Consider the following 26,209-nt stretch of genomic DNA (forward strand, 5'->3'; position numbering starts at 1 on the left):
TTAGCCCCTCTGCAGCACAATTAACCGAAAGCCACCGGCCTTTGCCGAATTAGCACGAATGAGACGTAGACGCCTCTTTAGTGTGCGAAAGCCTATTTCTCTCTTAGACGCGGCATCAGTTCTACGAAATTGCATGGTCGATTGCGGCTGTCGAGTTGTTCGGTCAGGATGCCATCCCAGCCGTCCTTCACCGCGCCATTCGAGCCGGGTAGGGCAAATATATATGTTCCGCGAGCAACCACTGCGCAGGCGCGCGATTGCACGGTGCTAGTACCGATTGTCTCGTAACTGAGCCAACGGAACAACTCACCAAAACCTGGAATATCGCGCGCGCCGTCCAACTGAGCGAGCGCTTCAGGCGTTACGTCGCGACCGGTCAGTCCGGTTCCACCGGTTGAGACAATCGCGTCAATTTGCGGATCATTGATCCAGTCGTTGAACTTGCTTGCGAGCAAGTTTGCATCATCCTTTACGATCAAACGTGCGGCGAGATTGTGCCCTGCATCTGTAATGCGCGCGGCCAGGATATCGCCCGAGGTATCATTTTCTGCTGTGCGAGTGTCGGATACGGTAAGGACAGCAATATTGATCGGGGTGAATGTCTTGTCCGGATCAATCGCCATACATGTCCTCTTGCGTCCTTCTTCAGTTGCGCCCGGTAAGGCGAACCGCACCGGCACCGCGGCTTTCCGGGAATCTTGGCCAAAGACCCTGCGCCAGCGCCTTTCGACTTTCTGACGGAGCGCCTGATTGCCGTTCATACATCCAGTAATTGCGCATCACCACATTCACATATCCGCGTGTTTCCCAATAGGGGATACTCTCCATATAGAGCAGCGGATCGCCCTGATCGCGGACCTCACTGTTCCAGCGCGTCACGGGTGACAGGCCTGCGTTATAGGCGGCCATGATCTTGGGCAACAGACCTTGCGTAGCATTGCTATCTCGCAGCATCTCCAGATTGCGTTGCCCGAAGGCGAGGTTCGTCTCGGGATCGTCGAGATTGACGTAGCTTGCGCTCATATTCATCCGGCCGGCATGTTCGCGCACGGTGATTGGCGTAATCTGCATCAGCCCGCGCGCATTGGCCGGGCTGACGGCGTCGGCGCGAAATACGGATTCCTGCAATGCGAGCGCAAAGGCCAGTGCCGGATCCACCTGCCATCCGGTCGTCGGCTTCCATCGGGCCGTGGGATAGCGCAGAGCAGGTATCGGATCGCTGCCGCGCGGCGTGTTGTGTGCCATCCAAAGCTGCGCCTGCGGGAGGCCAAGTTCGCGAGCAAGCCGTGAAAGCGCGGCAAAGTCTTTCGGATCACCGATGCGCGCCTGATGACGGATGACTTCGTCAGCCAGATCGCTACGGCCAATTTCGATCAGGGCAATCACGATGCGCACGTTTTGCTCATCGCGGAGGCGCTGCCAGTCGGCGGGTGCAAAATCGGCACCGGCATATTGCGTCGGGATATCCTGCCCAAGTTGCTCCAGCGCGAGCATGCCATAAAACGTTTCGTCGTATCTCGCGGCGGCTTGCAGGTGTTCGGTCGCGGCTCCCGGTGCCCGGCATCGTGTAAGCGCGCGCGCGGCCCAGAAATGGCCGGCTGTCTTGAGTTCTACATTGCTGGCAAGCTCGGCTGCGCGGGCAAATCCGCGACCGGCGGTGTCGCAATCGCCCATGCGCCATGCGGCCAGCCCTGTGACCCATTCCCCTTCCGCGAGCCATGCGCCAGCGCCCTCGGTAACGGTTTGTGCCATTGCCAGAGCCATCGGATCATTATTCTCGATGTAATAGCTCCAGGCGACACGCTGGCGCCACTCGGCCCGCGCTTCCGCGCTTAGCAAATCGTCAATCCCTTCTAGCAAAAGGCGCGCGTTATCGGGATCGTCATTCTTTATGTGCTCCAGGATTTCGTTGCGAATATCCTGTGGCATGGTTCCGTCTTGTACGCTTCGCGGCCGGAGCCGCTTGGAGGCATAGGACTGACGATTAAAGCTTTGAGTCTGGGGGAGGGAGGGTGTGTATTCCAGCCCGCGCTTTTCACCCAAGCGAGCGAGTTGTTCGGCTTGCGGCAAGTGGGTGCCCATCTCGAGCCATGCTGCTATTTTCTCGGCGTCGATCTTTGGACTTTTGGCATGTGTATAGTATTCGGCGAGCGCCACTTGCTGCAGCAAACCGTCATGGCTTTTCTCCAGCAGCTCATCAACGCGGCTCCAGTCTTCCAAAGCGATTGCGGTGAAAATGTCGCGGTAATGTGCCTGGTCTGCGTCGCTCAGGATTTGCGGAACTTCGCTCGTTTCGGCGCGTTCGCGAAAATAATTCGCTGCACTGTTCGCAGCCAAAGCCGGAGTCGCAGAAAGCGCAGCAACACTTCCCAAAAGTCCGATTGCCAATGCTCTTACGCTGTAGTGTGCCATTGCGCTTACGTGCCTGTCCATTCGAGCCATCGCCGCCAGAAACGGGCTTTGAGCTGCGGCATTGCCATCATGCTGTCGAGCCCGTCCGCCGCCATGGCAGCTACGCTGAACCCTTCTTGGTTAATTTTTTCCAAAGAAGCAGGCTCTTGCGCCGCATCGTGCCCCAAAAGCGGCAAAAGGTTAGCCCCGAACGCTAGCACACGTTGTGGCGAGGCAAGTTTGATATGGTATTGTAAAACTTCGCCGAATCCCGCCTGCACGAGCACCGCGCCAGCGGCCATCGGCGTATGACGCGGCAAAGCGGAGGCGAAATAAACATCGCTCTCTGCAATTTGCATCGCCGCGAGCATTCGGGAAACCAGCCGGCCCTGCGTCTGCGAGAGCAGTTTTTCGGTATCGCCTTGCTCGGGATCGACCACGATCAGCATCAGCTTGGCCCCGGCGTTACCTCGCGGAGCCACCCGACCGCGCGGTCCGATCGCATCGAGCGACGGCTCGCTCATCCACCATTCGCGGAATGAAGCGAGGTCGGCAGGCCGATTTGCAGCGAAAAGATCAATCTTTTGTGGAGGCGGTGTCTCAGCGGATTCTAGCTTCGGCTTGGCCTTTGCCACGGTCTTTTCGGTGGTTTCGGCAACCGCAGGCTCTGCCAGCCAATCCGTGGCGTCATCAACAAAGTCACAATCCACGCCGGCATCCCGCCACCATGAAACCAGCGCGTCAAAATCGCGCGCAGTCAGCGTGTCTTGATTGGCCATACTCACAATTGCGGGTCTTGACCTTGGAAGGCGTAGCAATCAAGGCTTTGCGTGACGTTGAACACCGATTTCCGAAGGAAGAGAACTTCATGAGCGCCGAAGCTATTGAACGTGAATCGATGCCCTGTGATGTTGTAATTGTTGGTGGAGGCCCGGCGGGCCTGTCTGCTGCAATCAAATTAAAGCAGATCAATGACGAACTAGAAGTTGTCGTCCTTGAAAAAGGGTCTGAAATCGGTGCGCATATTCTGTCTGGCGCTGTGGTTGATCCAAAAGCGCTGAACGAGTTGTTCCCGGATTGGCGCGAGATGGACTGCCCGATGGCAGAAACGCCAGTCACTGATAATTGGCATTGGGCGCTGACCAAGAACGGCAAGTGGGACATGCCGCATCTGATGATGCCGCCACTCATGAGTAACGCGGGATGCTATACCGGCTCGCTCGGCAATATGTGTCGGTGGCTGGGCGAGCAGGCCGAAGCGCTGGGCGTGATGGTGTTCCCTGGTTTTCCTGCGGCAGAGGTTATGTTCAACGATGCTGGCGCGGTGACCGGGGTCATTACGCAGGACATGGGCATCTCCGAAGATGGCAGCCACAAAGGCGATTTTCAGCCGGGCATGGAGATCGAGGCGAAATACACCCTGTTTGCAGAGGGTGCGCGCGGCCATTTGACCAAGCAGCTCAAGGCGAAATACGATCTTGAGGCCGACTGTCAGCCGCAGGTCTATGGCCTGGGCATCAAGGAATTGTGGGACATTGACCCGGACAAGCATGAGCCGGGCCGCGTGATCCACACGCAGGGCTGGCCGCTTTCAGAAAGTGACAGCTGGGGCGGAGGTTTCCTTTACCATCAGGCGAATGGTCAGGTGGCGCTGGGTTTCGTTACAGCGCTTGACTACGCCAACCCATGGGTTTCGCCTTATCAGGAGTTCCAACGCTGGAAGCAGCACCCGGCGATCCGCGAGTATCTCGAAGGTGGAACCCGCGTTGCTTACGGCGCGCGCGCAATCAACGAAGGCGGATGGCAGTCTGTGCCAAAGCTTGCGTTCCCGGGTGGCGCGCTGATCGGCTGTGCAGCTGGCTTTGTGAACGTGCCGCGCATCAAGGGTAGCCATACGGCCATGAAGAGCGGCATGTTGGCGGCAGAGAGTCTGGCCGCGGCGATTGCAGCCGGTAGTGAGCATGACGAGCGGATGGATTACGACGCAGCGGTTCGCTCAAGCTGGATCGCGGACGAACTGAAACTGGTGCAGAATGCGCAACCTGCGGTTGCCAAGTTTGGCGGCGATGTCGGCACGGTTCTGGCTGGCGCGGATATGTGGATGCGGACACTCAAGATCGGACTGCCGATTGCGATGAAGCATACGCCTGACTATACGCATACAGGCCGCGCAGACCTCTATCCCAAGATCGATTATCCCAAGCCCGACGGGAAGATCAGCTTTGATCGCCTGACCAATGTCGCGTTCAGCTTTACCAATCACGCAGAAGATCAGCCGGTTCACTTGCAACTGAAGGATCGCGACCTGCAAAAGGTGAGCGAATACGACATTTTCGGTGGTCCATCGGCGCGCTATTGCCCGGCAGGTGTCTACGAATGGATTGAGGAAAAAGGGCAGGAGCCGAAGTTCCAGATCAATTCGCAGAACTGCGTCCACTGCAAGACCTGTGATATCAAGGACCCGAACCAGAACATCAATTGGGTCACTCCTGAAGGTGGCGGCGGGCCTAACTATCCGAATATGTAGTCTACCTCATTCCCGTGCAATGAATGCGAAAGCTGGCCTTGCTCTTAGTCCTTTTGAAGCGACTTTACGGCAGGAATGACGCTGATTGCGCTATTGATTAGGTAATTTCCTGTCTCTGTGCTAAACAAACATTGCTGACGTCGAATAACGCGACGGACTTCGATATTTGACGACCGCTAAGTACCATTGGTGCTCGCGTAAACCAGACGACGACTTCCTTTCACTTTACGACCTGACGCACGACCTACGTGGCACTTCCGTCGCGCGGGTGAATTCGTTTCTTGAAAGGAAACGCACATGAGTAAGACCGGTACTGTCAAATTTTTCAACACCGACAAAGGCTATGGTTTCATCCAGCCAGACGACGGTTCGAATGACAGCTTTGTTCACATTTCAGCCGTTCAGGCCGCTGGCATGCACTCGCTCGATAAAGAGCAACGCTTGAACTACGAAGTTGAGATCGGCCGTAATGGCAAGGAAAGCGCCGTAAACCTCTCGGCTGCTGACTAAATTTCGAATTTCGCCTCTCCCGCTGTTCGAGTGGGAGAGGCAACACCTCTTGCCCGGAGAACCACATGAGCCAGACGTTTGAATTTTACGATGCGCGCGCCAAAGAAGCCGCCGCCGATGCCGAAAAAGCTCAACTGGAAAATGTCCGTGACCGTCATCTGCGAGCAGAGAAGACTTGGCGCGGGTTGGCCGAACAGGCGCGCCGGGTGGCGACTGATCGCGCAAAAGCTGAGCGAGAACGCGCTGATCGCCGTGCAGCCGAAGCTGCATTGGCAGAGGAAGCCAAAGAAGCTGTCACCAGCTGATAAGCTCTCGCTGTAACTATCAGCGGACAGACACAATTTTTCCCGCTAGAGCAGGTGCGTGACTGTCAAAGAAATTGCATTCGCCAAAATCAATCTCGCGCTGCATGTACGTGTAAAGCGCGATGACGGCTATCATGAACTGGAAACGCTTTTCGCCTTCGTAGATAATGGTGATGTTCTGACTGCGCAGCCAGCCGAGGCGGATCGGTTCGAGGTATACGGTGAGTTCGCCGATGTGCTGGATAACCCGTTTGGCAACCTTGTCGCTCGCGCACTTTCTGCCTTGCCGCGCCCGCAGGGTTTGCATGTCACGCTCGAAAAGAATCTGCCGGTCGCCGCCGGGCTGGGCGGTGGGTCAGCCGATGCAGGCGCTCTGTTCCGAATTGTCGAGCAAGTCCACGGTCTCCCAAAAGGATGGGAGGACGCGGCGGTGCGACTTGGCGCCGACGTACCAGCTTGCGTGCGAAGCGAGATGGCAATTGGGCGCGGCACCGGGACTGAACTTGAGCCGGTAAAGAACGACATGGCAGGCATGGCTGTGTTGCTGGTCAATCCACGTGTTCCCGTGCCTACCGGGCCAGTTTTTGCAGCGTGGGATGGTGAAGATCGCGGGCCATTGCCCAAAGGAACTGCGCGCAATATCGCACTGGAAGGTCGCAATGATCTGCGCGCACCCGCAATCAGTCTGTGCCCGCAAATAGAAGATGTTCTTGAGCGCTTGAGTCAAACTGATCCATGGATGTTCGAAATGTCAGGGTCCGGCGCCACCTGTTTTGCGCTCTATGACAGCACGGAGCACCGCGATCGCGCATCGCGTGTCTTGGCCGAGCTGGAGCCGCAATGGTGGCAAATGTCAGGTTTACTAAGGTAAAATGCAGCAATGATGATTGATGACCTACCCTATCGCCAGGTGGGCGAACCCAAACCTGGCGGGATCGTATGTGTGGTGGACCATGCAACCAATTTCGTGCCGGAAGACATCGAGCTTGGCATTTCAGCTGATTTGCTCGAACAGCACATCGCGCTCGATATTGGCGTCGAAGGTATTGCAGGTCGCATGGCGCGCCGCCACGACATTCCCGCGCATCTGGCAACGGTCAGCAGGCTGGTATGCGACATGCACCGCGAGGAAAATCACAAGAACGTGGTCCCCACGGAAAGTGATGGGCACCTGATACCGGGCAATATTGGCGCCGATCTTGAAGCAAGGTTGGAGCGTTTGCACCGGCCATATCACAAGGCGCTGGGAGAATGGCTTGATGCGGCCCAGCCCGAATTGATCATATCGCTCCATTCCTTCACACCTTCGCTGGCAACCAGTGACGAAGAGCGCCCTTGGGAAGTGGCGCTTCTGTACAATAATGATGATCGCGCCGCTCGCCATGCAATTCGGCTGTTCAGTGATCATAGGCTCAATGTGGGTGATAATCAGCCCTACTCGGGTAAGGAATTGAACGCGACGATGAACCGCCATGCCGAAGCTCACGGCCGCGCCTATATCGCGCTGGAGATCAGGCAGGACCTGATTGTTACACGTGCAGAGCAATCGCGCTGGGCAGCGATGATCACAGATGTTGCAAACAGGGTTGCGCTGGCGATGGAGTGAAGGCACTGCCTGTTTCGCAAACTTAGTGAAACAGGAAAGAAAATGTCTGACTCGCGCTTCGATAAGTCGAAATTGCCAAGCCGCCACGTTTCGGTCGGCCCGGAACGGGCACCCCACCGGTCCTATTACTATGCGATGGGGCTGACTGAAGAAGAGATTGCGCGGCCCTTCGTGGCGGTGGCCTCTGCCGGAAACGATTCTGCGCCCTGCAACACCACGCTTGATGCGCAAGCAGACATTTGCCGCACTGGCGTAGAGCAAGGCGGAGGTATGCCCCGCCGTTTCAACACCATCACTGTGACAGATGGCATCGCGATGGGTCACCAAGGCATGAAAAGCTCGTTGGTGAGCCGCGAGGTCATCGCGGATTCGGTCGAACTATCCGTCCGTGGGCATTGCTATGATGCGCTGGTCGGTTTTGCGGGATGCGACAAAAGCCTTCCGGGTATGATGATGGCAATGCTCCGGCTCAACGTGCCTTCTATCTTTGTTTATGGTGGTTCGATCCTGCCCGGCGTTTTTCATGGCAAGGATGTGACGGTCAAAGACGTGTTCGAAGCTGTGGGACAGCACGCGGCGGGAAATTGCCCGTTGCAAGAGCTGATCGCGCTCGAGAAAGTCGCGTGTCCGGGACACGGAGCCTGCGGCGGGCAGTTTACCGCAAACACCATGGCGTGCGTCGGCGAAGCGATTGGTTTGTCCTTGCCGAACAGTAATATGGCTCCTGCACCTTACAAGTCGCGCGAGGAAGTGGCGGTTGCTGCCGGTAAGCAGGTCATGGAACTGCTCGCGCGCAATTTACGCCCGCGCGATATCTGCACGCGGCCCGCGTTTGAAAATGCGGCGCGCGTTGTCGCTGCGACTGGCGGATCTACCAATGCCGCGCTGCATTTGCCCGCCATGGCGAGCGAAGCGGGGATCGATTTCGACCTGTTCGACGTGGCGGAGATTTTCAAGTCTACGCCTTACATCGCTGACTTACAGCCGGGCGGGCAATATGTCGCCAAGGATATGCATGCAGCAGGCGGGGTCTACATGGTGATGAAGACGCTGCTGGACGGCGGTTTCCTGGATCCAGAACCGATTACGGTCACAGGCAAGTCTATCGGAGAAAACCTGGAGGAGATCACCTGGAACCCCGATCAAAAGGTAATCTACGAAGTTTCCAATCCGATCACACCCACTGGCGGCGTCGTGGGCCTGAGGGGCAGCATGGCCCCCGATGGTGCGATTGTGAAAGTGGCGGGAATGGAGCGACTGCAGTTCTCAGGCCCGGCGCAATGCTTTGATTGCGAGGAAGACGCGTTTGCCGCGGTTGAAAATCGCGAAATCCGCGATGGCAGTGTGATCGTGATCCGCTACGAGGGCCCCAAAGGTGGCCCCGGTATGCGGGAAATGCTTTCCACAACGGCCGCACTTTACGGGCAAGGTATGGGTGAAAGCGTTGCGCTGATCACGGACGGGCGCTTTTCCGGCGCGACGCGCGGCTTCTGTATCGGTCATGTTGGCCCTGAAGCGGCGGATGGCGGTCCGATCGCGTTGGTTGAAGATGGCGACATCATCAGCATCGACGCGGAATCTGGCACAATCGATCTGGAGGTCGATGAGGCTGTTCTGGCCGAGCGTCGCAAGGCCTGGCAACCGCGCACCAATGATTACCAGTCCGGCGCGCTGTGGCGTTATGCGCAGAATGTCGGCCCGGCGGTAAAAGGTGCGCTTACGCATCCCGGTGCGAAATCCGAACGCCACGTTTTCGGAGATATCTGATAAGCTGCTGCGCATGAAAAACGCGCAAGTCCTGACCGTTGCTCAAATGCAGGCCGCAGAGCAGGCCCTGATCGATGCTGGCACCAGCGTAGACGAAATTATGCAGATTGCGGGCAGGGGCGCAGCCGAGTGGGTCTGGCGTGTTGCAGCGGGCCGGCCGGTCACTGTGCTGTGCGGCCCGGGCAATAATGGCGGCGATGGCTATGTTATCGCAGAGACTCTGCGCCAGCGCGGCGATGAAGTGCAAATTGTAGCACCCATTACGCCTAAGACTGATGCTGCAAAAAATGCGCGCCGGGCATACAAAGGCGTTTTGCTCAGCTCGGGCAAGGATGTCACGGGACAGGTGCTGGTTGATTGCCTGTTCGGATCGGGTTTGGCGCGACCGCTGAGCGGTGAACACATATTGATGCTGCGCGATTTGGCGAAGCGACACACTGTTCGCATTGCAGTTGATCTGCCCTCAGGTGTTGAGAGCGATAGCGGTGCATTGCTCAACGAGCGTTTGCCGGATTACCGCCTTACGATAGCGCTAGGTGCGTGGAAGTTCGCGCATTGGCGGCTGCCTGCTCGCGAAATGATGGGTGACCTTCGGCTGATACCGATTGGAGTTGCCGCGATCGAAGGGGCGGCGCAATTGGCCGGAAAACCGGATATCCCTGTGCCAGCGAGCGATGCGCACAAATATACGCGCGGGCTATGCGCCGTGGTTGGTGGCGCAATGCCGGGTGCGACCTTGCTAGCCAGCCAGGCCGCGATGCGCGCGGGCACTGGCTATGTGAAGCTGTTGACGCACCATTTGCCCACCAACCCGCCAGCGGGGCTCGTGATCGATCAGGCTTCACTTGAAGATACGCTTGGTGATCACCGCATTGCATCGGTTCTGGTGGGCCCTGGGCTTGGTCGTGATCGCGAGGCTGATGACCGGCTGGCCATGGCGATTGATTGCGGTAAGCCCATTGTGATCGATGCGGATGCCCTGGTGCTCTTGAAACCGGGAATGTTGCGAGCGGACATGCCATGTCTCGCGACGCCGCATGATGGCGAGTTTGAGGCATTGTGCCGCGCGTTCGCTATCGTTGCGCCGGATCGGCAAGCTTGCGCGTTTGCTCTCGCGAAGACCAGCGGGATGGTCATCCTTGCAAAGGGGCCGGATACGCTGATCGCCGCGCCTGATGGGCGTTTGGCAATCGCGCCGCCTGCTCCTAGTTGGCTGTCCGTTGCGGGTACCGGAGACGTGCTGGCAGGAATTGCCGCTAGCCGGATGGCATCTGGTCGCGAGCCGTTCGATGCCGCGTGCGAAGCGGTATGGCTGCATGGTGAGGCCGCACGTCAATGCGGGCCAGCTTTTAGCGCAGATGACCTTGCGCTGGCGGTTTCCGGCGCTATCGCCGCAGCTCTATGAGCGAAAACTTCCAAATCATTCGCATTGCGGCGCGCGGTGACGGTGTGACCGCAGACGGACAGCATGCGGCTGGCGGTGTACCGGGCGATGTTTTGCGCCCTGATGGGGCGCTTGAACATGGACCGCATCATATTGCCCCTGTGTGTCAGCATTTCGAGCAGTGCGGCGGATGCCAGCTTCAACACGCAGACGAGGATGTTCTACGGCAATTCGTTACCGAGCGGGTGACGTTTCAAGCGGAAAAGCACGGATTCTCGATAGGTGAATTGCTGCCCACACACCTTTCGCCGCCTAAAACACGGCGTCGCGCGACCTTGCATGCTCTGCGAACAGCAAGAGGCGCTGCGCTCGGCTTTCGCGAAGGCAGTTCGCACAAGATCGTTGATCTGAAGGAATGCCATATCCTGCGGCCCGAACTGGCCGAATTACTGCCAAAGCTTCGGCAGTTTGTCGCGCAGCATGGGGGCAAGCGACCGGTAGATATCGATCTGACGGTGGCACACCAGGGCGTGGATTGCCGCATCAAGCATCTGGAGCTGGAAGGCTTGGAGGCAACAGAGGCTGCGTTGGAATTCGCGCAGTCGAACGGTTTGGCGCGATTGACGCTGGATCAGGGTTACGGCGCGGAGACACAATGGGAACCGCAGCCGGTTACAATTACGCTCTCGGGCCGACCCGTCGGGATGCCGCCGGGCGGTTTTCTACAGGCAACGCAAGACGGTGAAGACGCTTTGGTCGCTGACTCGAAAGCATGGATTGGCGATGCGGTAAGCGTCGCGGACCTGTTTTCCGGGCTCGGCACCTTTGCTTTTGCGCTGGCAAACCCTGCAAAGGTGCTCGCCGTTGAGGCCGCGCGCGACGCACATCTCGCGTGCAAGGCCACAAGCGCAGGATTACCAATGGCCGCGATGCATCGCGATCTGTTTCGTAATCCATTGCAGCCTGACGAACTGAACCGTTTTGAAGCCGTTCTGCTTGATCCCCCGCGAGCTGGTGCGAAAGAACAGGTCGCGCAGATTGCGGCCAGCAGCGTCAACCGCGTGGTATACATCAGTTGCAATCCCGTCAGCTGGGCGCGTGATTGTACCAAGCTGATTGAAGCAGGTTTTAGTCTGAAAAAATTGCGCCCTGTGGGTCAGTTTCGCTGGTCAACGCATGTTGAACTGGCGAGCTATTGGACACGTGGGTGATCTTGCCGGATCAGCCCTCGATCAGCTTCATTTCGACAAATGCCAGCAACCCGCCGAAGGTTTCGAGCATCTCTGCATCAACATCATCATCTTCGATCAGCATGTCGAAGCGGTCTTCGATTTCGGTAAAAAGGCCGGCAACTGCCATGGAATCCAGTTCAGGCAAGTGACCGAACAGGCCCGTTTCATTGTCGAATTCATCGACCTCGTCCGGCTCAAGGCCAAGCACATCGACCAGAATGGCTTTTAGATCGCGATCAATCGCCGAACGGTTTGGCGGAAGGCCACGCTTGTTGGCATGTCCGTCAGTCTTGCTTTCACCCGTCACTGGTGAAGTTCCCCTACAACGAAAAGGCCGCTCGCCTTAGCTGTGCGTTGTTGAAGGTGCAAGTGACTGGTGGATGGGGTGATTATCCGATTGACGCTGTCGCCATGTGCGGGTTTGGTGTGCAGCGATGACTGCTGAACCCGATCCCACCCCTTTTCCGTTGGACCATTTGGCTGAGCGCGGCGCAGATGCCGATGTTGCGCTGATCCTGAAGCAGGAAAAACTGAGCTTTGCTGATCTGCGCGACAGGGTGCGGCGATTGGCCGCATGGCTTGCGCATCAGGCTCCGGAAAAGGGTGCTCGCATTGCAACTTGGGCAACCAAGGGCGAGCTGACTTGTCTGATGCCGCTGGCTGCCGCGCGCGCAGGGTTGGTCCATGTGCCGATCAACCCGCTTCTGAAACATGCGCAGGCCGCGCACATCCTGAGCGATAGCGGCGCAACGATACTGATCGGGACGCAGGCGCGTTTGAAGTCGCTCGAAGCGGGCGATGTGCCGCAACACTGTCGTCTGATCGAGGAGAATGACGCGCTTGATTCCGCTGCCGAGCTCAGTGAGCATATGCCGCCTTCCAATGCGGATCCGGATGACTTGACCGCCATTCTATACACGAGCGGTTCGACCGGCAGGCCCAAAGGCGTGATGTTGAGCCATGCCAATCTGTGGCTCGGCGCGGCCAGCGTCGCACATTACCTTGGTATGGCGTCTGATGACGTCACACTCGCTGTGCTCCCGCTGTCTTTCGATTACGGGCAAAACCAGCTCTTGAGCACTTGGTATGCGGGGGGAGCAGTTGCACCGCTTGATTACCTGTTCCCGAAAGATGTCATGAAGGCCTGCGCGAAGCATCAGGTGACAACGCTGGCGGCGGTTCCTCCCTTGTGGGTGCAATTGACCGAGCTTGATTGGAGTGAACAGGCCGTCGCGCCTATGCTCCGCTTGACCAATAGCGGAGGTGCGTTGACGACAGATATTGTCCGTGATTTGCGCGGAATATTCCCTGAAGCGCGGCTGTTTCCGATGTACGGGCTAACCGAAGCGTTCCGCTCAACGTTTCTTGATCCTGATCTCGTGGATTCGCACCCGACCTCGATGGGGACCGCGATCCCCTTTGCAGAAATTCTCGTCATTAATGATGCTGGCGAGCTTGCTGCGCCTCGCGAGGAAGGCGAACTCGTCCACTGCGGGCCACTCGTCGCGCAAGGATATTGGCAGGATGTCGAACGCACCGCCGAGCGCTTCAAGCCCTCACCAAAGATGTCGAACTATGGCGGCATCGCGGTTTGGTCTGGAGACCGGGTTAAACGCGATGCGCAGGGCTTGCTCTATTTTGTCGGCCGGTGGGACGCGATGATAAAGAGCCAAGGCAACCGCATCAGCCCACAGGAAGTGGAAGAAGCTGCGTTTGCCACAGGTCTGGTCGCAGAAGCGGTCGCTTTGGGAATTGCGGATGAACGGCTAGGGCAGGCGGTGCATTTGGTCGTTCGTGCTGAGCCGGGGGCGGTCGATGCCGACAAACAATTGCCCAAACTGCTCGCAAAGGAGATGCCCAATTTCATGCAGCCGCAAGTCATCCATTGGCGCACAGCGATGCCGCTGAATCCCAATGGCAAGATCGACCGCTCCGCCTTGCAGCGGGAGCTTTCGGTATGAAACCCAAACCAACGGGACCGATTCCTTCGGGCTACTCTGCGATTGATGGAGAGTTGGCGATTGGGGGGAGGGCAGCGAGCGAGCTGGTAGATCTTGCCGGGCGCACACCCTGTTTTGTCTACTCCAGGGAATATCTCGATCAGCGCGTTTCTATGCTGCGCTCGGCAATGCCCGAACGTTTGGGCATCAATTATGCGGTGAAGGCCAACCCGTTTGCGCTAGTTATCGAACATATGGCGGGGCTAGTCGACGGATTCGATATCGCGTCTGCTGGCGAGCTTGAGATGGTCAAGGCTGCCGGTATCGATCCCGCGCGGGTGAGTTTCGCCGGGCCCGGCAAGCGCGATGAGGAACTGGAAGCGTCCATTTCTGCCGGCGTAACGCTCAATTGCGAAAGCGAAGGTGAAGCGCGGCGTGCGATGGCGATCGGCGAGCGACTTGGAAAGGCACCGTGCATCGCAATCCGGGTCAATCCCGATTTCGAGCTAAAAGGCTCGGGCATGAAAATGGGGGGAGGCGCCAAGCCATTCGGCGTCGATGCCGAACGTGTGCCGGCTCTGGCGCGAGAAGTGATTTCCGCTGGTGCTGAATGGCGCGGGCTTCACATCTTTACAGGAAGTCAGGCTCTAAGCGCGGAGGCGATCATTGAAGCGCAAGGCAATGTGCTGGAATGCGCGAACCGGCTCTCGGATGAGATCGGCGCGCCACTGCCGAAGCTCAATATGGGCGGCGGCTTTGGCATTCCGTACTTCTCTGGCGATGCGCCGCTCGATATTTCTGTGATTGGCGGGGCTTTGGGCGAACGCTTCGATGCACTGCCAGACAGCCTATCCGAAACCGATCTTTGCATCGAGTTGGGGCGCTATCTCGTTGGCGAAGCGGGCGTCTATCTAACCCGCATCATTGATCGCAAGGGTAGCCACGGAGTGATTTATCTGATCACTGACGGGGGCCTGCATCACCAATTGGCCGCGTCCGGAAATTTCGGGACTGTGGTTCGGCGAAACTATCCTGTTGCGATAGCCACGCGTTTTGGTGCTTCACCGGAAGAAGAGGCCAGTGTGGTGGGATGCCTTTGCACGCCGCTCGATCGATTGGCCGACAATGCGTATTTGCCACGGGCGCAGGTCGGTGATCTGGTCGCTGTGTTCTGCGCCGGTGCGTACGGTGCTAGCGCGTCTCCAGCCAATTTTCTCGGGCACGGTCCAGCGGCGGAAATACTAGTCTAAACCTAACCTATTATTCATAAAATTGGCTTAGCCCTGCTGGTATTAGGGAGCTTTGCACCATGTCTGAAGAACAAGAAGCCGCACATATCGAATTCGCTCTGGCAGAGATCAAGCAGTAGCTTGGTGCTCGCGATGATCGTATTGCCGAGCTGGAGAAGCGCTTGGAAGATCAGGAATATTCTGTGCGCAGCGTGCTCGATATGCTGATTGACTGGCTTGAAACGGACACCAAGCCCAAGCCAGCGGTCGATAGCGAAGCGGCCTGAACCTGCGGGAAACCCCCGATTTACCTCAATTCAAATTTTTCCGGTGGTGTGGCCGATTGGGCGCAACCTGACGTCACATAGTGCGTTGATCGGCGGATTTCTGCGTCTTTTGCTTGCTTCCTGACACTGGACAATCGCTTTCCACTGCCCCGATTTGGCACTTGTCCCTCAAACGCGTCGCAAATTTGCGTTTGCCAAGCGACTCCTCTCTCGCTTAGATTCGCCAAACGAAATCAGAAATGCTTGAATCAATTCTAAAGATTTTAAGTATTTCTCCCGATTTCACGGTAATTGGGGCGCGCAACGATGGATAGTGGTATTTCGCAAGCTATACCTTTGTCAGGTGACGAAGAACTGCTGGTTGAGAGCGTGAAGCACGCGGCCATTCCGGACGGCTTGTTTGAACTGAACGAGCTCGACGTTCTTTACGACGATCGCACTGCTGCGCTCTGGACGTTTATGAACCCCGAAGGGCGACCGAGCTTTACTCCGCCGATGCTGCACGATTTTGAGCGTTGGCAGGAATTGATCCCGACCGGATTTGGTGAAGGCAAGGTTCCGCTGCGCTATCTGATATTGGGCAGCCGTGCGCAGGACGTATTCTGCTTTGGCGGGGATTTGGCGCTATTCGAACAACTTATCCGCAATCGTGATCGCGAAGGGCTGGTCCAATATGGTCACAGGTGCTGCGCTATCCTGGATCGCAATATCAAGAACCTTGATATTCCGATGCTCACAATCGGTCTGGTGCAAGGTGCTGCTTTGGGCGGTGGCTTTGAAGCGCTTCTGTCGTTCGACTTCATTGTCGCTGAGCGTACGGCCACATTCGGCTTGCCGGAAATCATGTTCGGTCTGTTCCCGGGTATGGGCGCGCACGCACTGCTCTATCGAAAGTTGGGCAGCGCGCGGGCCGAACAGTTCATCCTTTCGAACGAAACCTATACTGCAGAGCAGATGTTCGAGCTTGGCCTTGTTCACGAGCTCGCCGAGCCTGGCGACGGGATCAACGCCTGCAAGCAATTCATCAAGAATTCCGAGCGTCGCCACGCCGGGCTGGTTGGTTCGCGTAAAGCCATGAAGCATGCGTGGAACCTGAAACTTGGTGAGTTGAACAAGATCACGGAGATGTGGGCAGACACCGCGTTGGAACTTCGTGAGCAGGACTTGAAAGTGATGAATCGACTGGTTGCTGCGCAAGGCCGCCTGGCGGAACGGATCGCTGCCGCCTAGTCTCTAACTGTTTCCTGTTCTCCGTGGCCGAGTGCCATGTATTCGTCGCTGCCCATTTCCATCAAGCGACTGGCCGTACGTTCGAATTCGAACGCTCCATCACCTTCGATATATAGATCGTCCGGCTGCGCCGCAGCGGTTGCAAACAGCTTTACCCGATGTTCGTAGAGCGCATCGATCAGCGTGACAAAGCGTGCCGCCTCATTGCGCATGTCCTTGCCCATCTGCGGGATGCCCACAATTATCACCGAATGATAGACCCGGGCGATCGCGAGATAGTCTGGTACACCACGCGCTTCGCCGCACAATTTCTTGAAACTGAAAACGCCAACGCCCTTAAGGCTCTTGGGTACATGCAGCATACGTCCGCCACCCACATCCAGCTCGGCTGAGGGAACGTGCTCTGCGTCTTCAGGCTTGTAGTCGGTCAGGCGAAAGAAGACTTCGCGAACCTGCGCGGTGGCCGCGTCGCCAAGTGGCGTATGCCAGCAGTCGATCCCACCCAATCGATCCAGGCGATAGTCAGTCGGGCCGTTCAATGACATCACTTCGAGCCGTTCCCAGATCAGGTCGATAAACGGCAAAAAATGCTCGCGGTTGAGCCCATCCTTATAGAGATCATGCGGCGGTCGGTTGCTGGTAGTGACCACGGTTACCCCTTCATCTTCGATCAGTGCGCGAAACAACCGGCTCATGATCATCGCATCAGCTGAATTGTTCACGACCATCTCGTCAAAGGCCAGGCAGCGGATCCCCTCAGCCAGCTGTCTGGCAACCAGCGGAATGGGGTCCCCTGTCTTTCCTTTACGAACCTCGCGCAGAAGCGCGTGAACTTCCTGCATGAACGCATGAAAATGGACCCGGCGTTTGCGATCAATTGCTAAGGTTTCGATAAACAGGTCCATCAGCATGGACTTGCCGCGGCCCACGCCGCCCCACATGTAAACGCCTTCGATCGAATCCGGTTTTCGAGTGAGCGCGCGCCACAGCACTGAACCGCGTTTCGGCACGGCCTCCAAATCGGTTTGAAGCCTTGCAAGCCGCGTTACTGCAGCACGTTGGTCCGGATCGGCTTTGAGTTCTCCAGCCTCAATCAGCGCATAATAGCGGGCGAGGATGCCGCTCACCGGATTACCCGCGCGGCGCGAATTTGCGCACTATGCCGCTATAAGCAGCTACGCAATCGTCATCTTGCACCACTTCGCCGCGCACGAAAACCAGCTTGCCAGTCTCGCGCATGATCTCTGTCACTGCGTCAAGCGGGCGCGCAGGGTCACCTCCGCCGATGAAATGTGTTGATAGCTCCAGCGTCACAGATGGCCCGGCATTGCCGCTGCCGACACCATGCATGGTGGTGAACATGGAAATATCGATCAGGCCAAGTGTTACCGCGCCATGGATGATCCCTTGCAGGTTTTCATGTTTGCGCTCTGGAAACATGCGCAGGCGGCACTTGTCGCCTTCCTTGCGGGTAATAAGCTTGCCCATCACCGCGCCGTTGAATAGTGTATCGTCTTTCAGATTCCAGTGATGCCAGCCCGGATGTTCAGGATCGGGCCCATGTTCGAATACATCCTTGCTCGGCATGACGATATCAGATCGCGCGCTCTGCCATCATCTTCTTGGTTTCAGCGATAGCCTTTGCCGGCGAAAGCCCTTTGGGGCACACATTCGCGCAGTTCATGATCGTGTGGCAGCGATAGAGGCGGAAGGGGTCTTCCAGCTGGTCGAGCCGCTCGCCAGTCATCTCGTCACGGCTGTCCGCCAGCCAGCGATAGGCTTGCAGCAGGATGGCCGGGCCCAAAAACTTGTCCGAATTCCACCAATAGGACGGGCAAGAAGTCGAACAACAGGCGCACAGAATGCACTCGTAAAGGCCATCCAGCTTTTCACGCTGTTCGGGCGATTGCAGCCGTTCCTTGCCGCTTGGCGTAGGTGATACGGTTTGCAGCCAGGGGCGGATGCTGGCGTATTGCGCATAGAAATGCGTGAAGTCCGGCACCAGATCCTTGATCACTTCCATATGCGGCAGCGGAGTGATGCGGATTTCGCCCGGCAGGTCTTCGATTGCGGTGGTGCAGGCAAGGCCGTTCTTGCCATTCATGTTCATCGAGCATGAACCGCAAATCCCCTCGCGGCAGCTGCGGCGGAAGGTGAGCGTCGGATCGGTTTCGTTCTTGATCTTGAACAGTGCGTCCAGAACCATCGGGCCGCAATTGTCGAGGTCCAGCTCGAACGTGTCGTAACGCGGATTTTCTCCGCTATCGGGATCGTAGCGGTATATCGTGAACTTCTTGATCCGCGAACCGCCATCGGCCTTGTGGGCCTTGCCCTTGCCGGTGATCTTGGAGTTCTTGGGGAGCGTGAAGGTAGCCATATCAGTCGTGAATCCCATTACTTTGCGACCCCTATCTAGCGGCTGAGGCGCGGAGGGCAAGCCATCTGCTGTTGAGACTTTTGAGGGGGGGGTGAACCGAATTGAACAGTGCTGCGGCGCGCGCTGAATTCCTACAGGATGGAACACATCGAACACTGTCCAAGAGGGGAAAGGGTTTCGCGCCGGTCCGCGGGGTTGAAACGGGATGTGAGGGGAACTTCATGGCCATGTAAACCGTCTATCCGGTATGAGTGATGTAGGACAGCAATGGCCGCGCACAGCGGCAGTTTTCGGGGCTTCAGGCGGTATTGGCGCAGCGCTGGTCCGGAAGCTGGCCGATCGCGGCGTGGGAACAATCTACGCAGGCTCTCGCAACGGAAGTGCGCCGGAGGCAACTGGCTTGATCCCATTTAGTTTTGATCTGACCGATGAAGCGAGCATTGCCTGTGCCGCTGAGTCGATGCGCGCAAATTCCCCGGAACTTGTGATAGTGGCGACCGGTGTGCTGACTTTGGCGGATGGAACCGGGCCGGAGCGGACCTACAAGCGGTTGGATAGCGCGGCGATGGGCGAAGTGTTTGCGCTCAACACCATCGGACCGGCGATGATCGCCAAGTATATGCTTCCTTTGCTGCGGCGCAATCGCCGAGCTGTGTTTGCAGCGCTATCAGCACGCGTGGGGTCGATATCCGAGAATGGGCTGGGCGGGTGGCATAGCTATCGCGCGAGCAAGGCCGCGCTCAATATGCTGCTGAAGAATTTTGCCATCGAGCTTGGCCGCACACACGATCAGGCTGTTGTGGTGGGCTTGCATCCCGGTACGGTTGATTCCGCGCTGTCACAGCCGTTTCAGTCGGGTTTGCCAGCCGGGCAATTGACTGACCCGACGGAAGCGGCCGCGAACTTGCTCGGCGTGCTGAACGGGCTAGGGCCGGATCAATCCGGCAAGTTCTTCGACTGGAAAGGTGAGGAGATTCCGGCTTGAACCTCAATGTCCGCAATCGTTCCAATTCTTGGCCAATCTTAGAGGCCTCAATTGGGGTGGGAAGTGGACTTTGGATTAAGTCGTCACCCCGGCGAAGGCCGGGGTCCAGCTATGATCGAAGAAATACCCCGAAATCGACTGGATTCCGGCCTTCGCCGGAATAGCGGCCTTGGGGTCGTTAGCGGACTGCCAGCTCTTGGCTGTCATCCAAGCAAAAACTGACAACCCGCCATCGTTCCAAAAAGTCTTCTTAGGCCCTAGGCCATCAGCCCGTGTCGCCTCAAACTCTCCGCCAGGATCGTCTCGATCAGCTGCTCCTGCGTCCAGCCAGCGAGTTCTGCCGAGCGGCCGAACACTTTCTGTGACCAGAGGTTGCAGTTGAGGTTGAGTTCAAGGAAGGTCACTTCTCCGGTGCCCTCATTCACGCGGAATTCCCAGCGTCCGTAATCGAACGGGCGGTATTCCTGCATCGCCTTCTGCGTCAGGTCAGTGATCTGGGCGATCATGTCCGCATTTTCGAACGGATCGAGGGAATATTTCTGGCTGCGGTCCACAAGATCGCGCTTTTCCTGATAGGTGCGCAGATGCGATGGGTCTGCCTGGCGGAAGATCATCATCGGCATGATAACAGGCTCGCCATTGATGGTGATAACGGGCACTTCGACGTCGCTGCCTTGGATGAATGGCTCGACCAGCGCATCGTGGCCTAGCGCGTGCACGCTATCGATCGCAGTTATGACGCTGGCCCAATCGGTTGCGTCATTCACGCCCCAGCTGGCAGAGGAGTTGTTGGGTTTGACCACAAAGCGCTCTCCCGCCGGGCATAGCGACGGATTGATTGGCGCGCCGCGGCGATAGATAGCCCAGGGTGCAGTGGGCACACCCGCTTCGACGACTGAACGTTTGGCCAAGTGCTTGTCGTCGGAAAGACCGCGCAGAATCGGGCTCGCGCCCAGATATGGGATGCCGGCACGCTCACACAGCAACGGGCACAACATTTCCGAATTAAAAAAACCGCCGCGGTTCAGAAGCGGGAAAACGAAATCCACTTCGGGATTTTCAAACAGCACTTCGAAGCCGTTTTCGACTCGCAGGTTCAAGCCAAGTCTCGTTAAAACTTCACGCATTTCAACGTGATAGCTCGCATGATTGCCATCTTCTGCACTGCCAGATCCATCCCACAGCGCGTTCTTGGCAATGAACATGATTCGGCAATCGCGCTTTGTCGCGGCGTCGATTGTCAGAGGCTCATGGGGGAATGACATGCAAGCGAACCTTTCCTTTGTCTGCCGGGGCCCATAAGACGGGAATGGGTAATAGCCAAGTCGAAACGGGACATAGATGGGTCAAGACGGATACAGCACCCCCGACATTGCAGCGCATGTTGCAATGGACGAGCTTACAGCGAAGCTGATTGCACAGCTATCATCGGGGGGCGACGCGCGGACTTCGCTGGACCCGATAAGTGGCCTCAATAAATATTTCTCCGCTCCATATCCCCGCAAAACGATGGCTTATGCCTCGTCCACGGCGAATGACCTCTCGCCGGATGCGTTCGAGCATTTGCGCGGGGTTCTGGCGGGCGGTTTGCCGGACTATGCGGCGCATCTGGAAAGTTTACGCGCGCGAATAAAGTCAGCCTATCAGATTGGTGATGATGTCGAGATCGTATTCGCGCCGTCCGGCACCGATCTGGAATATGTCGCGCTGGCCGCTGTTCTGGGCAAAGCCTCTGGGGGTATTCACAACATCCTGCTCGGTGCCGATGAAGTTGGCAGCGGCTGTATCCATTCTGCCCATGCGAAGTTTTTCGCCGACGAAACGGCCTTGGGGATCGCGACGGAAAAGGGCGCATTGATCGAGGGATTTGGCGAGGTAAGCCTTGCTGATGTGCCCGTGCGGTGTCCGGAAGGCGTCTCCCGTTGCAGCGAGACCGTAACAGAAGCAATCGGGCACGAAATCACATTGGCTTTGCAGGCTGGCCAACATGCTTTGGTGCATGTGGTGCACGGTTCAAAAACCGGACTGATACTGCCGGAATTGGCAGAGATTGATGCGCTAAAGGCTCGCTATGGAGATCGGTTCGATTTTGTCGTCGATGCATGTCAGGCGCGGATCACCAATTCGGCATTGCACGAATATCTTGCGCGCGGCGCAATGGTGTTCCTGACCGGGTCAAAGTTCATGGGCGGCGCGCCGTTCAATGGTTGGGCGCTGGTTCCCAAAACGATGGTGGAACAGGCAGCGAGATTGCCCGCCGGATTGTCCAAGGTTTTCCGCCGTGCGGAGTTTCCTCAGGGCTGGACCGGGCGAGACGCGCTGGAGAATAGCGAGAACCCAGGCTTGGCGTTGCGCTATGACGGCGCGATATTCGAGCTTGAGAGGTTTCAGCAACTACCGGCTCCGCGTGTGGCCGCGTTGCTCGACATATTCGAGGCGGCAATGGAGAGCGAGTTGGCCGAACCTTTGGGCATACAACTCGTCCGCCCGTTCACGCCCGGGCATGAAGGAGAGCTGGCAGAGCATCCGATTGAGATGCGGACGCTTGAAACGCTTGATGTCAGCTCGCTAGCGATCACCCCGACCTTTGACGAGGCGCAGGCCGTCCATCGCAAGCTGGCACTTTCAGGGGTTAGGCTGGGGCAACCAGTCAAATGCGTCCGGCGTGGTGGCAAGTGGGGTGGAACTTTGCGGATTGGGCTATCCATGCCGCAAGTGGTCGCGCTTTGCGCTATACCGGAGGAGGAGGCGGAGACTGCGTTGCGTAGTGACATGCGCGAGATCGCTCAAGCTTTGTGCAATGTCGTACATCCCACTCAAAGCGGTCAGCAAAACGCCGCTTGCTAAGTTTCAAGCCGAGACATAGTCTCTTCGCACTTCAACGCCGGTCTTGGAGAGTGGTGCCGATGGGATTGCAAACTTGGTACGATGCACATCTGATGCCGAAACTTGTCACATTTGCGTGCGGGCAGGGGCAAGTGATGAAGCGACGTTCACAACTCGTACCGCTTGCGACGGGCGATGTATTTGAGCTCGGTTGCGGCGGCGGGCTCAATCAGGAATTCTATCAAACCAGTCAAATATCGAGCTTTTCGGGCATCGATCCGCACGCGGGATTGCTCGACGATGCGCGCGCTCGTGCGAGTGCGCGTGGATGGGACAATACGATCCGTGAAGGCGTGGGCGAGAACATCCCGTTTCGTGACGCGAGTTTTGACACAGTTGTGTGCACCTTTACGCTCTGCTCGGTCGACGATCCGGATCAGGTCATGTCGGAGATGCGGCGTATCTTGCGCCCTGGAGGCAGGCTGCTGTTTCTAGAGCACGGGCGCACGCCGGACGTTGATGTGGCGCGATGGCAGGACAGGATCGAGCCGGTCTGGAAGAAGATTGCCGGTGGTTGCCACCTCACGCGCCCAATTGGTGCGGCGTTGCGCGGCGCTGGTTTCGATGTCGAGCCTATGGGTCAGGGCTATCTGCCCAAGGCGCCGCGTTTTGCGGGATGGAACGAATGGGGCATTGCCCGCAAGGCCGGGCTTTAGTTCAGGACCCTACATCGGTTTGAGTTGCGGGTGCAGCCTGAGCCACACCCGCGCGATACTCATTCCTCGCCAAAGGTTCGCTGCCACCAGCCGCGTTTGGGCTTGCCATCATCATCGGCCTTGTCAGCGGTCGAATTTTGCTCGCTTGCCTCGGCTGTTCTGGTCTCAGCGCTTACAGAAGCGGCCTTGGCTTTGCGCGGCGCGCGCTTCTTCTTCGGCTTTTCTTCTTCGGCCGGGGCTTCATCGGCAGATGAAGTCACTTCATCCGTTGCGGATTCTGCGTGGGCCTTTTTCTTTCGCGGCGCGCGCTTCTTTTTCGGCTTTGCCTCTTCAACAGGCGCTTCGCTAGCCTCGGTCGCCGCGGGAGCGTCGGCGTCAGCCATCGCTTCAGTGTCTGCCTTCTTCCGGCGAGGGGCGCGCTTCCGCTTGGACTTTTCTGTCGGTGCATCATCGGCTATTTCTGCATCGGAAACGGTGTCAGCCTCCGCCTCGGCACCAACCTCGGCTGCTTCGTTTTCTGTCGCGCCTTCGTCAACTGACTTGCCTTTGCCACGACGGCCTCTGCCACCACGCCGGCGACGTTTCTTTGGCTTCTCTTCGCCGTCGTCGTCAGTTTCGGTTCCGGGCCGCTCAGCTTCGTCTTCACTGCCTTCGCCCTCGACTTGGTCTTCGCGACGCTTCTTACTGCGGCCACGCCCACCACGGCGCCGGCGGCGATTCTTCTTAGCCGCGCTGTAATCGTCTTCCTCAGCGCCGAATACCTCTTCGGGCAGATCGTCATCGTCATCATCGTCGACAATTGGTTCGAATTTCGGTCGTTCGGTGGGGCGAGGGCCAGCGCTGGCAACCGCCATTTTCGCGCCTTCGTCTTCGCCTTCGGGAATTACCTCTACACTCACACCGTAACGCTGTTCGATCTCGACCAGATCGTCACGCTTCGAATTGAGCAGATAGATGGCTGCTTCGGTGCTGGCAGCAAGGCGGATAATCGTGCCTTTGCCCTTCGCAGCTTCATCTTCGATCAAGCGCAGCGCGGAAAGCCCCGCACTGGATGCTGTGCGAACCAGACCGGTACCATCACAATGCGGGCATTCGCGAGTGGTCGCTTCCAACACGCCTGTGCGCAGGCGTTGGCGGCTCATCTCCATCAAACCGAAGCCGGAAATGCGACCAACCTGAATCCGCGCACGATCGTTTTTGAGCGCGTCTTTCATCGCGCGTTCGACTTTGCGGACATTGGAATTGTATTCCATGTCGATGAAGTCAATCACGACAAGTCCGGCCATATCGCGCAGGCGAAGCTGACGTGCGATCTCGCGCGCTGCCTCGACATTCGTCGCGACAGCGGTTTGTTCAATGCCGTGCTGTTTAGTTGATCGGCCTGAGTTGATGTCGATCGACACCAAAGCTTCGGTGGGGTTGATGACCAGATAGCCGCCTGATTTCAGCTGCACGACAGGATCATACATAGCGCGCAACTGATCTTCCGCTCCGTAGCGCTGGAACAGCGGGACCGGATCGGAATATGCCTTTATCCGGCGCGCGTGGCTTGGCATCAACAGCTTCATGAACTGCTTGGCCAATTTGTAGCCATCTTCGCCTTCAACGACGACTTCTTCAATTTCGCGATTGTAAATGTCGCGGATCGCACGCTTGATCAGGTCGGAATCCGAGTGGATCAAAGCAGGCGCGGTAGACGACAGCGTCTTCTGGCGGATCTCATCCCAAAGGCGAGCAAGGTAATCGAAGTCGCGCTTGATCTCTGGCTTCGTCCGCGAAAGGCCAGCTGTTCGAACAATAAGACCCATAGTCTTCGGCAGCTTCAAATCCGCAATAATTTGCTTCAGGCGCTTACGGTCGCTGGATGAATTGATCTTCCGGCTAATTCCGCCGCCGTGACTGCTGTTCGGCATCAGCACTGTGTAGCGACCAGCGAGACTTAGATAGGTGGTAAGGGCTGCGCCCTTGTTGCCGCGCTCTTCTTTCACGACCTGCACCAACAGAACCTGGCGGCGTTGGATTACATCCTGAATTTTGTAGCGGCGGCGCAGAGCCTGACGGCGTGCGCGAACTTCGTCGACTTCCTTGGCGCGACTCTTGCCTTTGCCATTACCTTGGCGGCGGCGTCCACGGCGTCCGCGACCCCGGCGAGAATCGCTCCTGTCATCATCGCCATCGTCATCTTCGTCGGACTCATCGCCTTCTGAGTCGTCGTCATCGTCCGAACCATCGTAATCGTCGTCGCCATCGACGAGACCTTCTTCGATAGTTGAAACCTTGTCCTTCTCTGAGGTGTCAATTTCCTCGACCCCGTCTTCGGCTAGATCTTCGGCGAGCGCTTCGCCAGATTCTTCGTCTTCGGCGTCATATTCGTCGCCGGGCATTTCGCCGCGATCTTCCTCTTCGGCGCGCAGGCGGGCTTCTTCCTCTGCTGCTTCGGCTTCTTCAGCGAGCAGCGCTTCGCGATCCGCTTGCGGGATCTGGTAATAGTCCGGATGGATTTCGCTAAAGGCCAGGAAACCGTGACGGTTGCCGCCAAAGTCGACGAAAGCTGCCTGCAGCGACGGTTCGACCCTTGTTACCTTGGCGAGGTAAATGTTGCCTTTGATTTGTTTGTGTTCGGCAGATTCGAAATCAAATTCTTCGATCCGGTTGTTCTTGACTACCGCTACCCGAGTCTCCTCGTGGTGGCGCGCGTCGATGAGCATGCGCGTTGCCATTATGTATTCTCCAGGCGCGGGGGCTTCGGGGCAATGCTCCGGCCGATGCGCGCCTCTGATTGTATGATGTTTGGAATGTACCAACCGTTCCATGTGAGCGGTTGGCGATAGGGTTTTGACCCGCTACGTGAACGCGTACGGGTGAAAATTCTGTTGTTTCTATTGCGAGAGAAAGAC

24 protein-coding genes are annotated in these 26,209 nt (G+C 57.5%); 15 read left to right on the plus strand and 9 right to left on the minus strand.

Annotated features, from left to right (window positions below; all coding sequences use genetic code 11):
* Nucleotides 1–92: 92 nt before the first annotated feature.
* The 3 genes from moaB to QQX03_RS07070 are packed head-to-tail and all read right to left on the minus strand — an operon-like array spanning nucleotide 93 to nucleotide 3,176.
* A complete protein-coding gene (moaB, locus tag QQX03_RS07060) occupies nucleotides 93–623 on the minus strand; it encodes a molybdenum cofactor biosynthesis protein B (protein ID WP_285975057.1) in 531 nt (176 codons plus the stop codon).
* Between the two features lie 22 nt (nucleotides 624–645).
* Nucleotides 646–2,412: a lytic transglycosylase domain-containing protein gene (locus tag QQX03_RS07065; RefSeq protein WP_285975058.1), complete on the minus strand. Its 1,767-nt coding sequence runs from the start codon at nucleotides 2,410–2,412 to the stop codon at nucleotides 646–648.
* A 5-nt stretch (nucleotides 2,413–2,417) separates the two neighbouring features.
* On the minus strand, nucleotides 2,418–3,176 hold the full coding sequence (locus QQX03_RS07070; RefSeq protein ID WP_285975059.1) for a uracil-DNA glycosylase family protein: 759 nt from the start codon (nucleotides 3,174–3,176) through the stop codon (nucleotides 2,418–2,420).
* A gap of 83 nt (nucleotides 3,177–3,259) precedes the next feature.
* Here QQX03_RS07070 and QQX03_RS07075 point away from each other — a divergent pair, with 83 nt between their 5' ends.
* The 8 genes from QQX03_RS07075 to QQX03_RS07110 all read left to right on the plus strand — a co-directional run bounded on the left by QQX03_RS07075 (nucleotide 3,260) and on the right by QQX03_RS07110 (nucleotide 11,701).
* Nucleotides 3,260–4,918 carry an electron transfer flavoprotein-ubiquinone oxidoreductase gene (locus tag QQX03_RS07075; RefSeq protein ID WP_285975060.1) on the plus strand — a complete coding sequence of 553 codons (1,659 nt, stop codon included), beginning with the start codon at nucleotides 3,260–3,262 and terminating at the stop codon, nucleotides 4,916–4,918.
* Between the two features lie 297 nt (nucleotides 4,919–5,215).
* Nucleotides 5,216–5,428, plus strand: coding sequence for a cold-shock protein (locus tag QQX03_RS07080; protein WP_285975061.1), 213 nt, complete (start codon nucleotides 5,216–5,218; stop codon nucleotides 5,426–5,428).
* Nucleotides 5,429–5,493: 65 nt separating this feature from the next.
* A complete protein-coding gene (locus QQX03_RS07085; RefSeq protein ID WP_285975062.1) occupies nucleotides 5,494–5,733 on the plus strand; it encodes a hypothetical protein in 240 nt (79 codons plus the stop codon).
* 58 nt (nucleotides 5,734–5,791) lie between these two features.
* The gene (locus QQX03_RS07090; RefSeq protein ID WP_285975063.1) at nucleotides 5,792–6,604 is read left to right on the plus strand and encodes a 4-(cytidine 5'-diphospho)-2-C-methyl-D-erythritol kinase; all 813 of its coding nucleotides are present in this window, start codon (nucleotides 5,792–5,794) and stop codon (nucleotides 6,602–6,604) included.
* A gap of 9 nt (nucleotides 6,605–6,613) precedes the next feature.
* On the plus strand, nucleotides 6,614–7,339 hold the full coding sequence (locus QQX03_RS07095) for an N-formylglutamate amidohydrolase (protein ID WP_349665831.1): 726 nt from the start codon (nucleotides 6,614–6,616) through the stop codon (nucleotides 7,337–7,339).
* Between the two features lie 42 nt (nucleotides 7,340–7,381).
* A complete protein-coding gene (gene ilvD / locus QQX03_RS07100; RefSeq protein ID WP_285975064.1) occupies nucleotides 7,382–9,106 on the plus strand; it encodes a dihydroxy-acid dehydratase in 1,725 nt (574 codons plus the stop codon).
* Between the two features lie 13 nt (nucleotides 9,107–9,119).
* On the plus strand, nucleotides 9,120–10,511 hold the full coding sequence (locus QQX03_RS07105) for an NAD(P)H-hydrate dehydratase (protein WP_285975065.1): 1,392 nt from the start codon (nucleotides 9,120–9,122) through the stop codon (nucleotides 10,509–10,511).
* Nucleotides 10,508–11,701: a class I SAM-dependent RNA methyltransferase gene (locus QQX03_RS07110; RefSeq protein ID WP_285975066.1), complete on the plus strand. Its 1,194-nt coding sequence runs from the start codon at nucleotides 10,508–10,510 to the stop codon at nucleotides 11,699–11,701. The genes QQX03_RS07105 and QQX03_RS07110 overlap by 4 nt, the downstream gene beginning before the upstream one ends.
* Before the next feature lie 10 nt (nucleotides 11,702–11,711).
* Here QQX03_RS07110 and QQX03_RS07115 read toward each other — a convergent pair whose 3' ends face one another.
* A complete protein-coding gene (locus tag QQX03_RS07115) occupies nucleotides 11,712–12,029 on the minus strand; it encodes an acyl carrier protein (RefSeq protein ID WP_432762816.1) in 318 nt (105 codons plus the stop codon).
* 2 nt (nucleotides 12,030–12,031) lie between these two features.
* Between QQX03_RS07115 and QQX03_RS07120 the strand changes: the two genes are divergently transcribed.
* The 4 genes from QQX03_RS07120 (at nucleotide 12,032) to QQX03_RS07135 (ending at nucleotide 16,408) form a co-directional block, all read left to right on the plus strand.
* Complete coding sequence (locus QQX03_RS07120) at nucleotides 12,032–12,160, plus strand: hypothetical protein (RefSeq protein WP_285975067.1); 129 nt, start codon at nucleotides 12,032–12,034, stop codon at nucleotides 12,158–12,160.
* On the plus strand, nucleotides 12,157–13,683 hold the full coding sequence (locus tag QQX03_RS07125) for an acyl-CoA ligase (AMP-forming), exosortase A system-associated (RefSeq protein WP_285975068.1): 1,527 nt from the start codon (nucleotides 12,157–12,159) through the stop codon (nucleotides 13,681–13,683). The genes QQX03_RS07120 and QQX03_RS07125 overlap by 4 nt, the downstream gene beginning before the upstream one ends.
* A complete protein-coding gene (locus QQX03_RS07130; RefSeq protein WP_285975069.1) occupies nucleotides 13,680–14,912 on the plus strand; it encodes a pyridoxal-dependent decarboxylase, exosortase A system-associated in 1,233 nt (410 codons plus the stop codon). Before QQX03_RS07125 ends, QQX03_RS07130 begins: the two co-directional genes overlap by 4 nt.
* 572 nt (nucleotides 14,913–15,484) lie before the next feature.
* Nucleotides 15,485–16,408, plus strand: a complete 924-nt coding sequence (locus QQX03_RS07135; RefSeq protein WP_285975070.1) for a crotonase/enoyl-CoA hydratase family protein — start codon at nucleotides 15,485–15,487, stop codon at nucleotides 16,406–16,408.
* Here QQX03_RS07135 and zapE read toward each other — a convergent pair.
* Genes zapE through QQX03_RS07150 form a run of 3 tightly spaced genes read right to left on the minus strand, consistent with a single transcriptional unit; the run spans nucleotide 16,405 to nucleotide 18,785 of the window.
* Nucleotides 16,405–17,535: a cell division protein ZapE gene (gene zapE / locus QQX03_RS07140; RefSeq protein WP_285975071.1), complete on the minus strand. Its 1,131-nt coding sequence runs from the start codon at nucleotides 17,533–17,535 to the stop codon at nucleotides 16,405–16,407. The genes QQX03_RS07135 and zapE overlap by 4 nt on opposite strands.
* 4 nt (nucleotides 17,536–17,539) lie before the next feature.
* Complete coding sequence (locus tag QQX03_RS07145) at nucleotides 17,540–17,995, minus strand: PaaI family thioesterase (RefSeq protein WP_285975072.1); 456 nt, start codon at nucleotides 17,993–17,995, stop codon at nucleotides 17,540–17,542.
* Nucleotides 17,996–18,002: 7 nt separating this feature from the next.
* Nucleotides 18,003–18,785, minus strand: a complete 783-nt coding sequence (locus tag QQX03_RS07150) for a succinate dehydrogenase iron-sulfur subunit (protein ID WP_285976980.1) — start codon at nucleotides 18,783–18,785, stop codon at nucleotides 18,003–18,005.
* A 247-nt stretch (nucleotides 18,786–19,032) separates the two neighbouring features.
* Here QQX03_RS07150 and QQX03_RS07155 point away from each other — a divergent pair, with 247 nt between their 5' ends.
* Entirely contained in the window at nucleotides 19,033–19,770 is a 738-nt protein-coding gene (locus QQX03_RS07155; RefSeq protein WP_285975073.1) for an SDR family NAD(P)-dependent oxidoreductase, read from the plus strand.
* Nucleotides 19,771–20,027: 257 nt separating this feature from the next.
* On the opposite strand, the gene QQX03_RS07160 is transcribed toward QQX03_RS07155, so the two are convergent.
* A complete protein-coding gene (locus tag QQX03_RS07160) occupies nucleotides 20,028–21,035 on the minus strand; it encodes a D-alanine--D-alanine ligase family protein (RefSeq protein WP_285975074.1) in 1,008 nt (335 codons plus the stop codon).
* A gap of 76 nt (nucleotides 21,036–21,111) precedes the next feature.
* On the opposite strand from QQX03_RS07160, the gene QQX03_RS07165 reads away from it, so the two are divergent.
* Nucleotides 21,112–22,617: a hypothetical protein gene (locus QQX03_RS07165; protein WP_285975075.1), complete on the plus strand. Its 1,506-nt coding sequence runs from the start codon at nucleotides 21,112–21,114 to the stop codon at nucleotides 22,615–22,617.
* Between the two features lie 59 nt (nucleotides 22,618–22,676).
* Nucleotides 22,677–23,312 (plus strand): class I SAM-dependent methyltransferase, encoded by a 636-nt coding sequence (locus QQX03_RS07170; protein ID WP_285975076.1) that lies wholly within the window; start codon nucleotides 22,677–22,679, stop codon nucleotides 23,310–23,312.
* A gap of 59 nt (nucleotides 23,313–23,371) precedes the next feature.
* Here QQX03_RS07170 and QQX03_RS07175 read toward each other — a convergent pair whose 3' ends face one another.
* The gene (locus tag QQX03_RS07175) at nucleotides 23,372–26,032 is read right to left on the minus strand and encodes an Rne/Rng family ribonuclease (RefSeq protein ID WP_285975077.1); all 2,661 of its coding nucleotides are present in this window, start codon (nucleotides 26,030–26,032) and stop codon (nucleotides 23,372–23,374) included.
* Between the last annotated feature and the right edge of the window lie 177 nt (nucleotides 26,033–26,209).

The organism is Altererythrobacter rubellus, from assembly GCF_030284385.1.
Classification (GTDB): domain Bacteria; phylum Pseudomonadota; class Alphaproteobacteria; order Sphingomonadales; family Sphingomonadaceae; genus Erythrobacter; species Erythrobacter rubellus.

Excerpts from the sequence above, each read along its gene's own strand:
- QQX03_RS07150 (WP_285976980.1), bottom strand. The coding sequence starts at position 18,785 with ATGGCTACCTTCACGCTCCCCAAGAACTCCAAGATCACCGGCAAGGGC.
- QQX03_RS07110 (WP_285975066.1), top strand. The coding sequence starts at position 10,508 with ATGAGCGAAAACTTCCAAATCATTCGCATTGCGGCGCGCGGTGACGGT.
- QQX03_RS07175 (WP_285975077.1), bottom strand. The coding sequence starts at position 26,032 with ATGGCAACGCGCATGCTCATCGACGCGCGCCACCACGAGGAGACTCGG.
- QQX03_RS07145 (WP_285975072.1), bottom strand. The coding sequence starts at position 17,995 with ATGCCGAGCAAGGATGTATTCGAACATGGGCCCGATCCTGAACATCCG.
- QQX03_RS07170 (WP_285975076.1), top strand. The coding sequence starts at position 22,677 with ATGGGATTGCAAACTTGGTACGATGCACATCTGATGCCGAAACTTGTC.
- QQX03_RS07095 (WP_349665831.1), top strand. The coding sequence starts at position 6,614 with ATGATGATTGATGACCTACCCTATCGCCAGGTGGGCGAACCCAAACCT.
- QQX03_RS07155 (WP_285975073.1), top strand. The coding sequence starts at position 19,033 with ATGAGTGATGTAGGACAGCAATGGCCGCGCACAGCGGCAGTTTTCGGG.
- QQX03_RS07080 (WP_285975061.1), top strand. The coding sequence starts at position 5,216 with ATGAGTAAGACCGGTACTGTCAAATTTTTCAACACCGACAAAGGCTAT.
- QQX03_RS07160 (WP_285975074.1), bottom strand. The coding sequence starts at position 21,035 with ATGTCATTCCCCCATGAGCCTCTGACAATCGACGCCGCGACAAAGCGC.
- moaB (WP_285975057.1), bottom strand. The coding sequence starts at position 623 with ATGGCGATTGATCCGGACAAGACATTCACCCCGATCAATATTGCTGTC.
- QQX03_RS07065 (WP_285975058.1), bottom strand. The coding sequence starts at position 2,412 with ATGGCACACTACAGCGTAAGAGCATTGGCAATCGGACTTTTGGGAAGT.
- QQX03_RS07165 (WP_285975075.1), top strand. The coding sequence starts at position 21,112 with ATGGGTCAAGACGGATACAGCACCCCCGACATTGCAGCGCATGTTGCA.
- QQX03_RS07135 (WP_285975070.1), top strand. The coding sequence starts at position 15,485 with ATGGATAGTGGTATTTCGCAAGCTATACCTTTGTCAGGTGACGAAGAA.
- QQX03_RS07130 (WP_285975069.1), top strand. The coding sequence starts at position 13,680 with ATGAAACCCAAACCAACGGGACCGATTCCTTCGGGCTACTCTGCGATT.
- QQX03_RS07125 (WP_285975068.1), top strand. The coding sequence starts at position 12,157 with ATGACTGCTGAACCCGATCCCACCCCTTTTCCGTTGGACCATTTGGCT.
- QQX03_RS07085 (WP_285975062.1), top strand. The coding sequence starts at position 5,494 with ATGAGCCAGACGTTTGAATTTTACGATGCGCGCGCCAAAGAAGCCGCC.
- QQX03_RS07075 (WP_285975060.1), top strand. The coding sequence starts at position 3,260 with ATGAGCGCCGAAGCTATTGAACGTGAATCGATGCCCTGTGATGTTGTA.
- ilvD (WP_285975064.1), top strand. The coding sequence starts at position 7,382 with ATGTCTGACTCGCGCTTCGATAAGTCGAAATTGCCAAGCCGCCACGTT.
- QQX03_RS07105 (WP_285975065.1), top strand. The coding sequence starts at position 9,120 with ATGAAAAACGCGCAAGTCCTGACCGTTGCTCAAATGCAGGCCGCAGAG.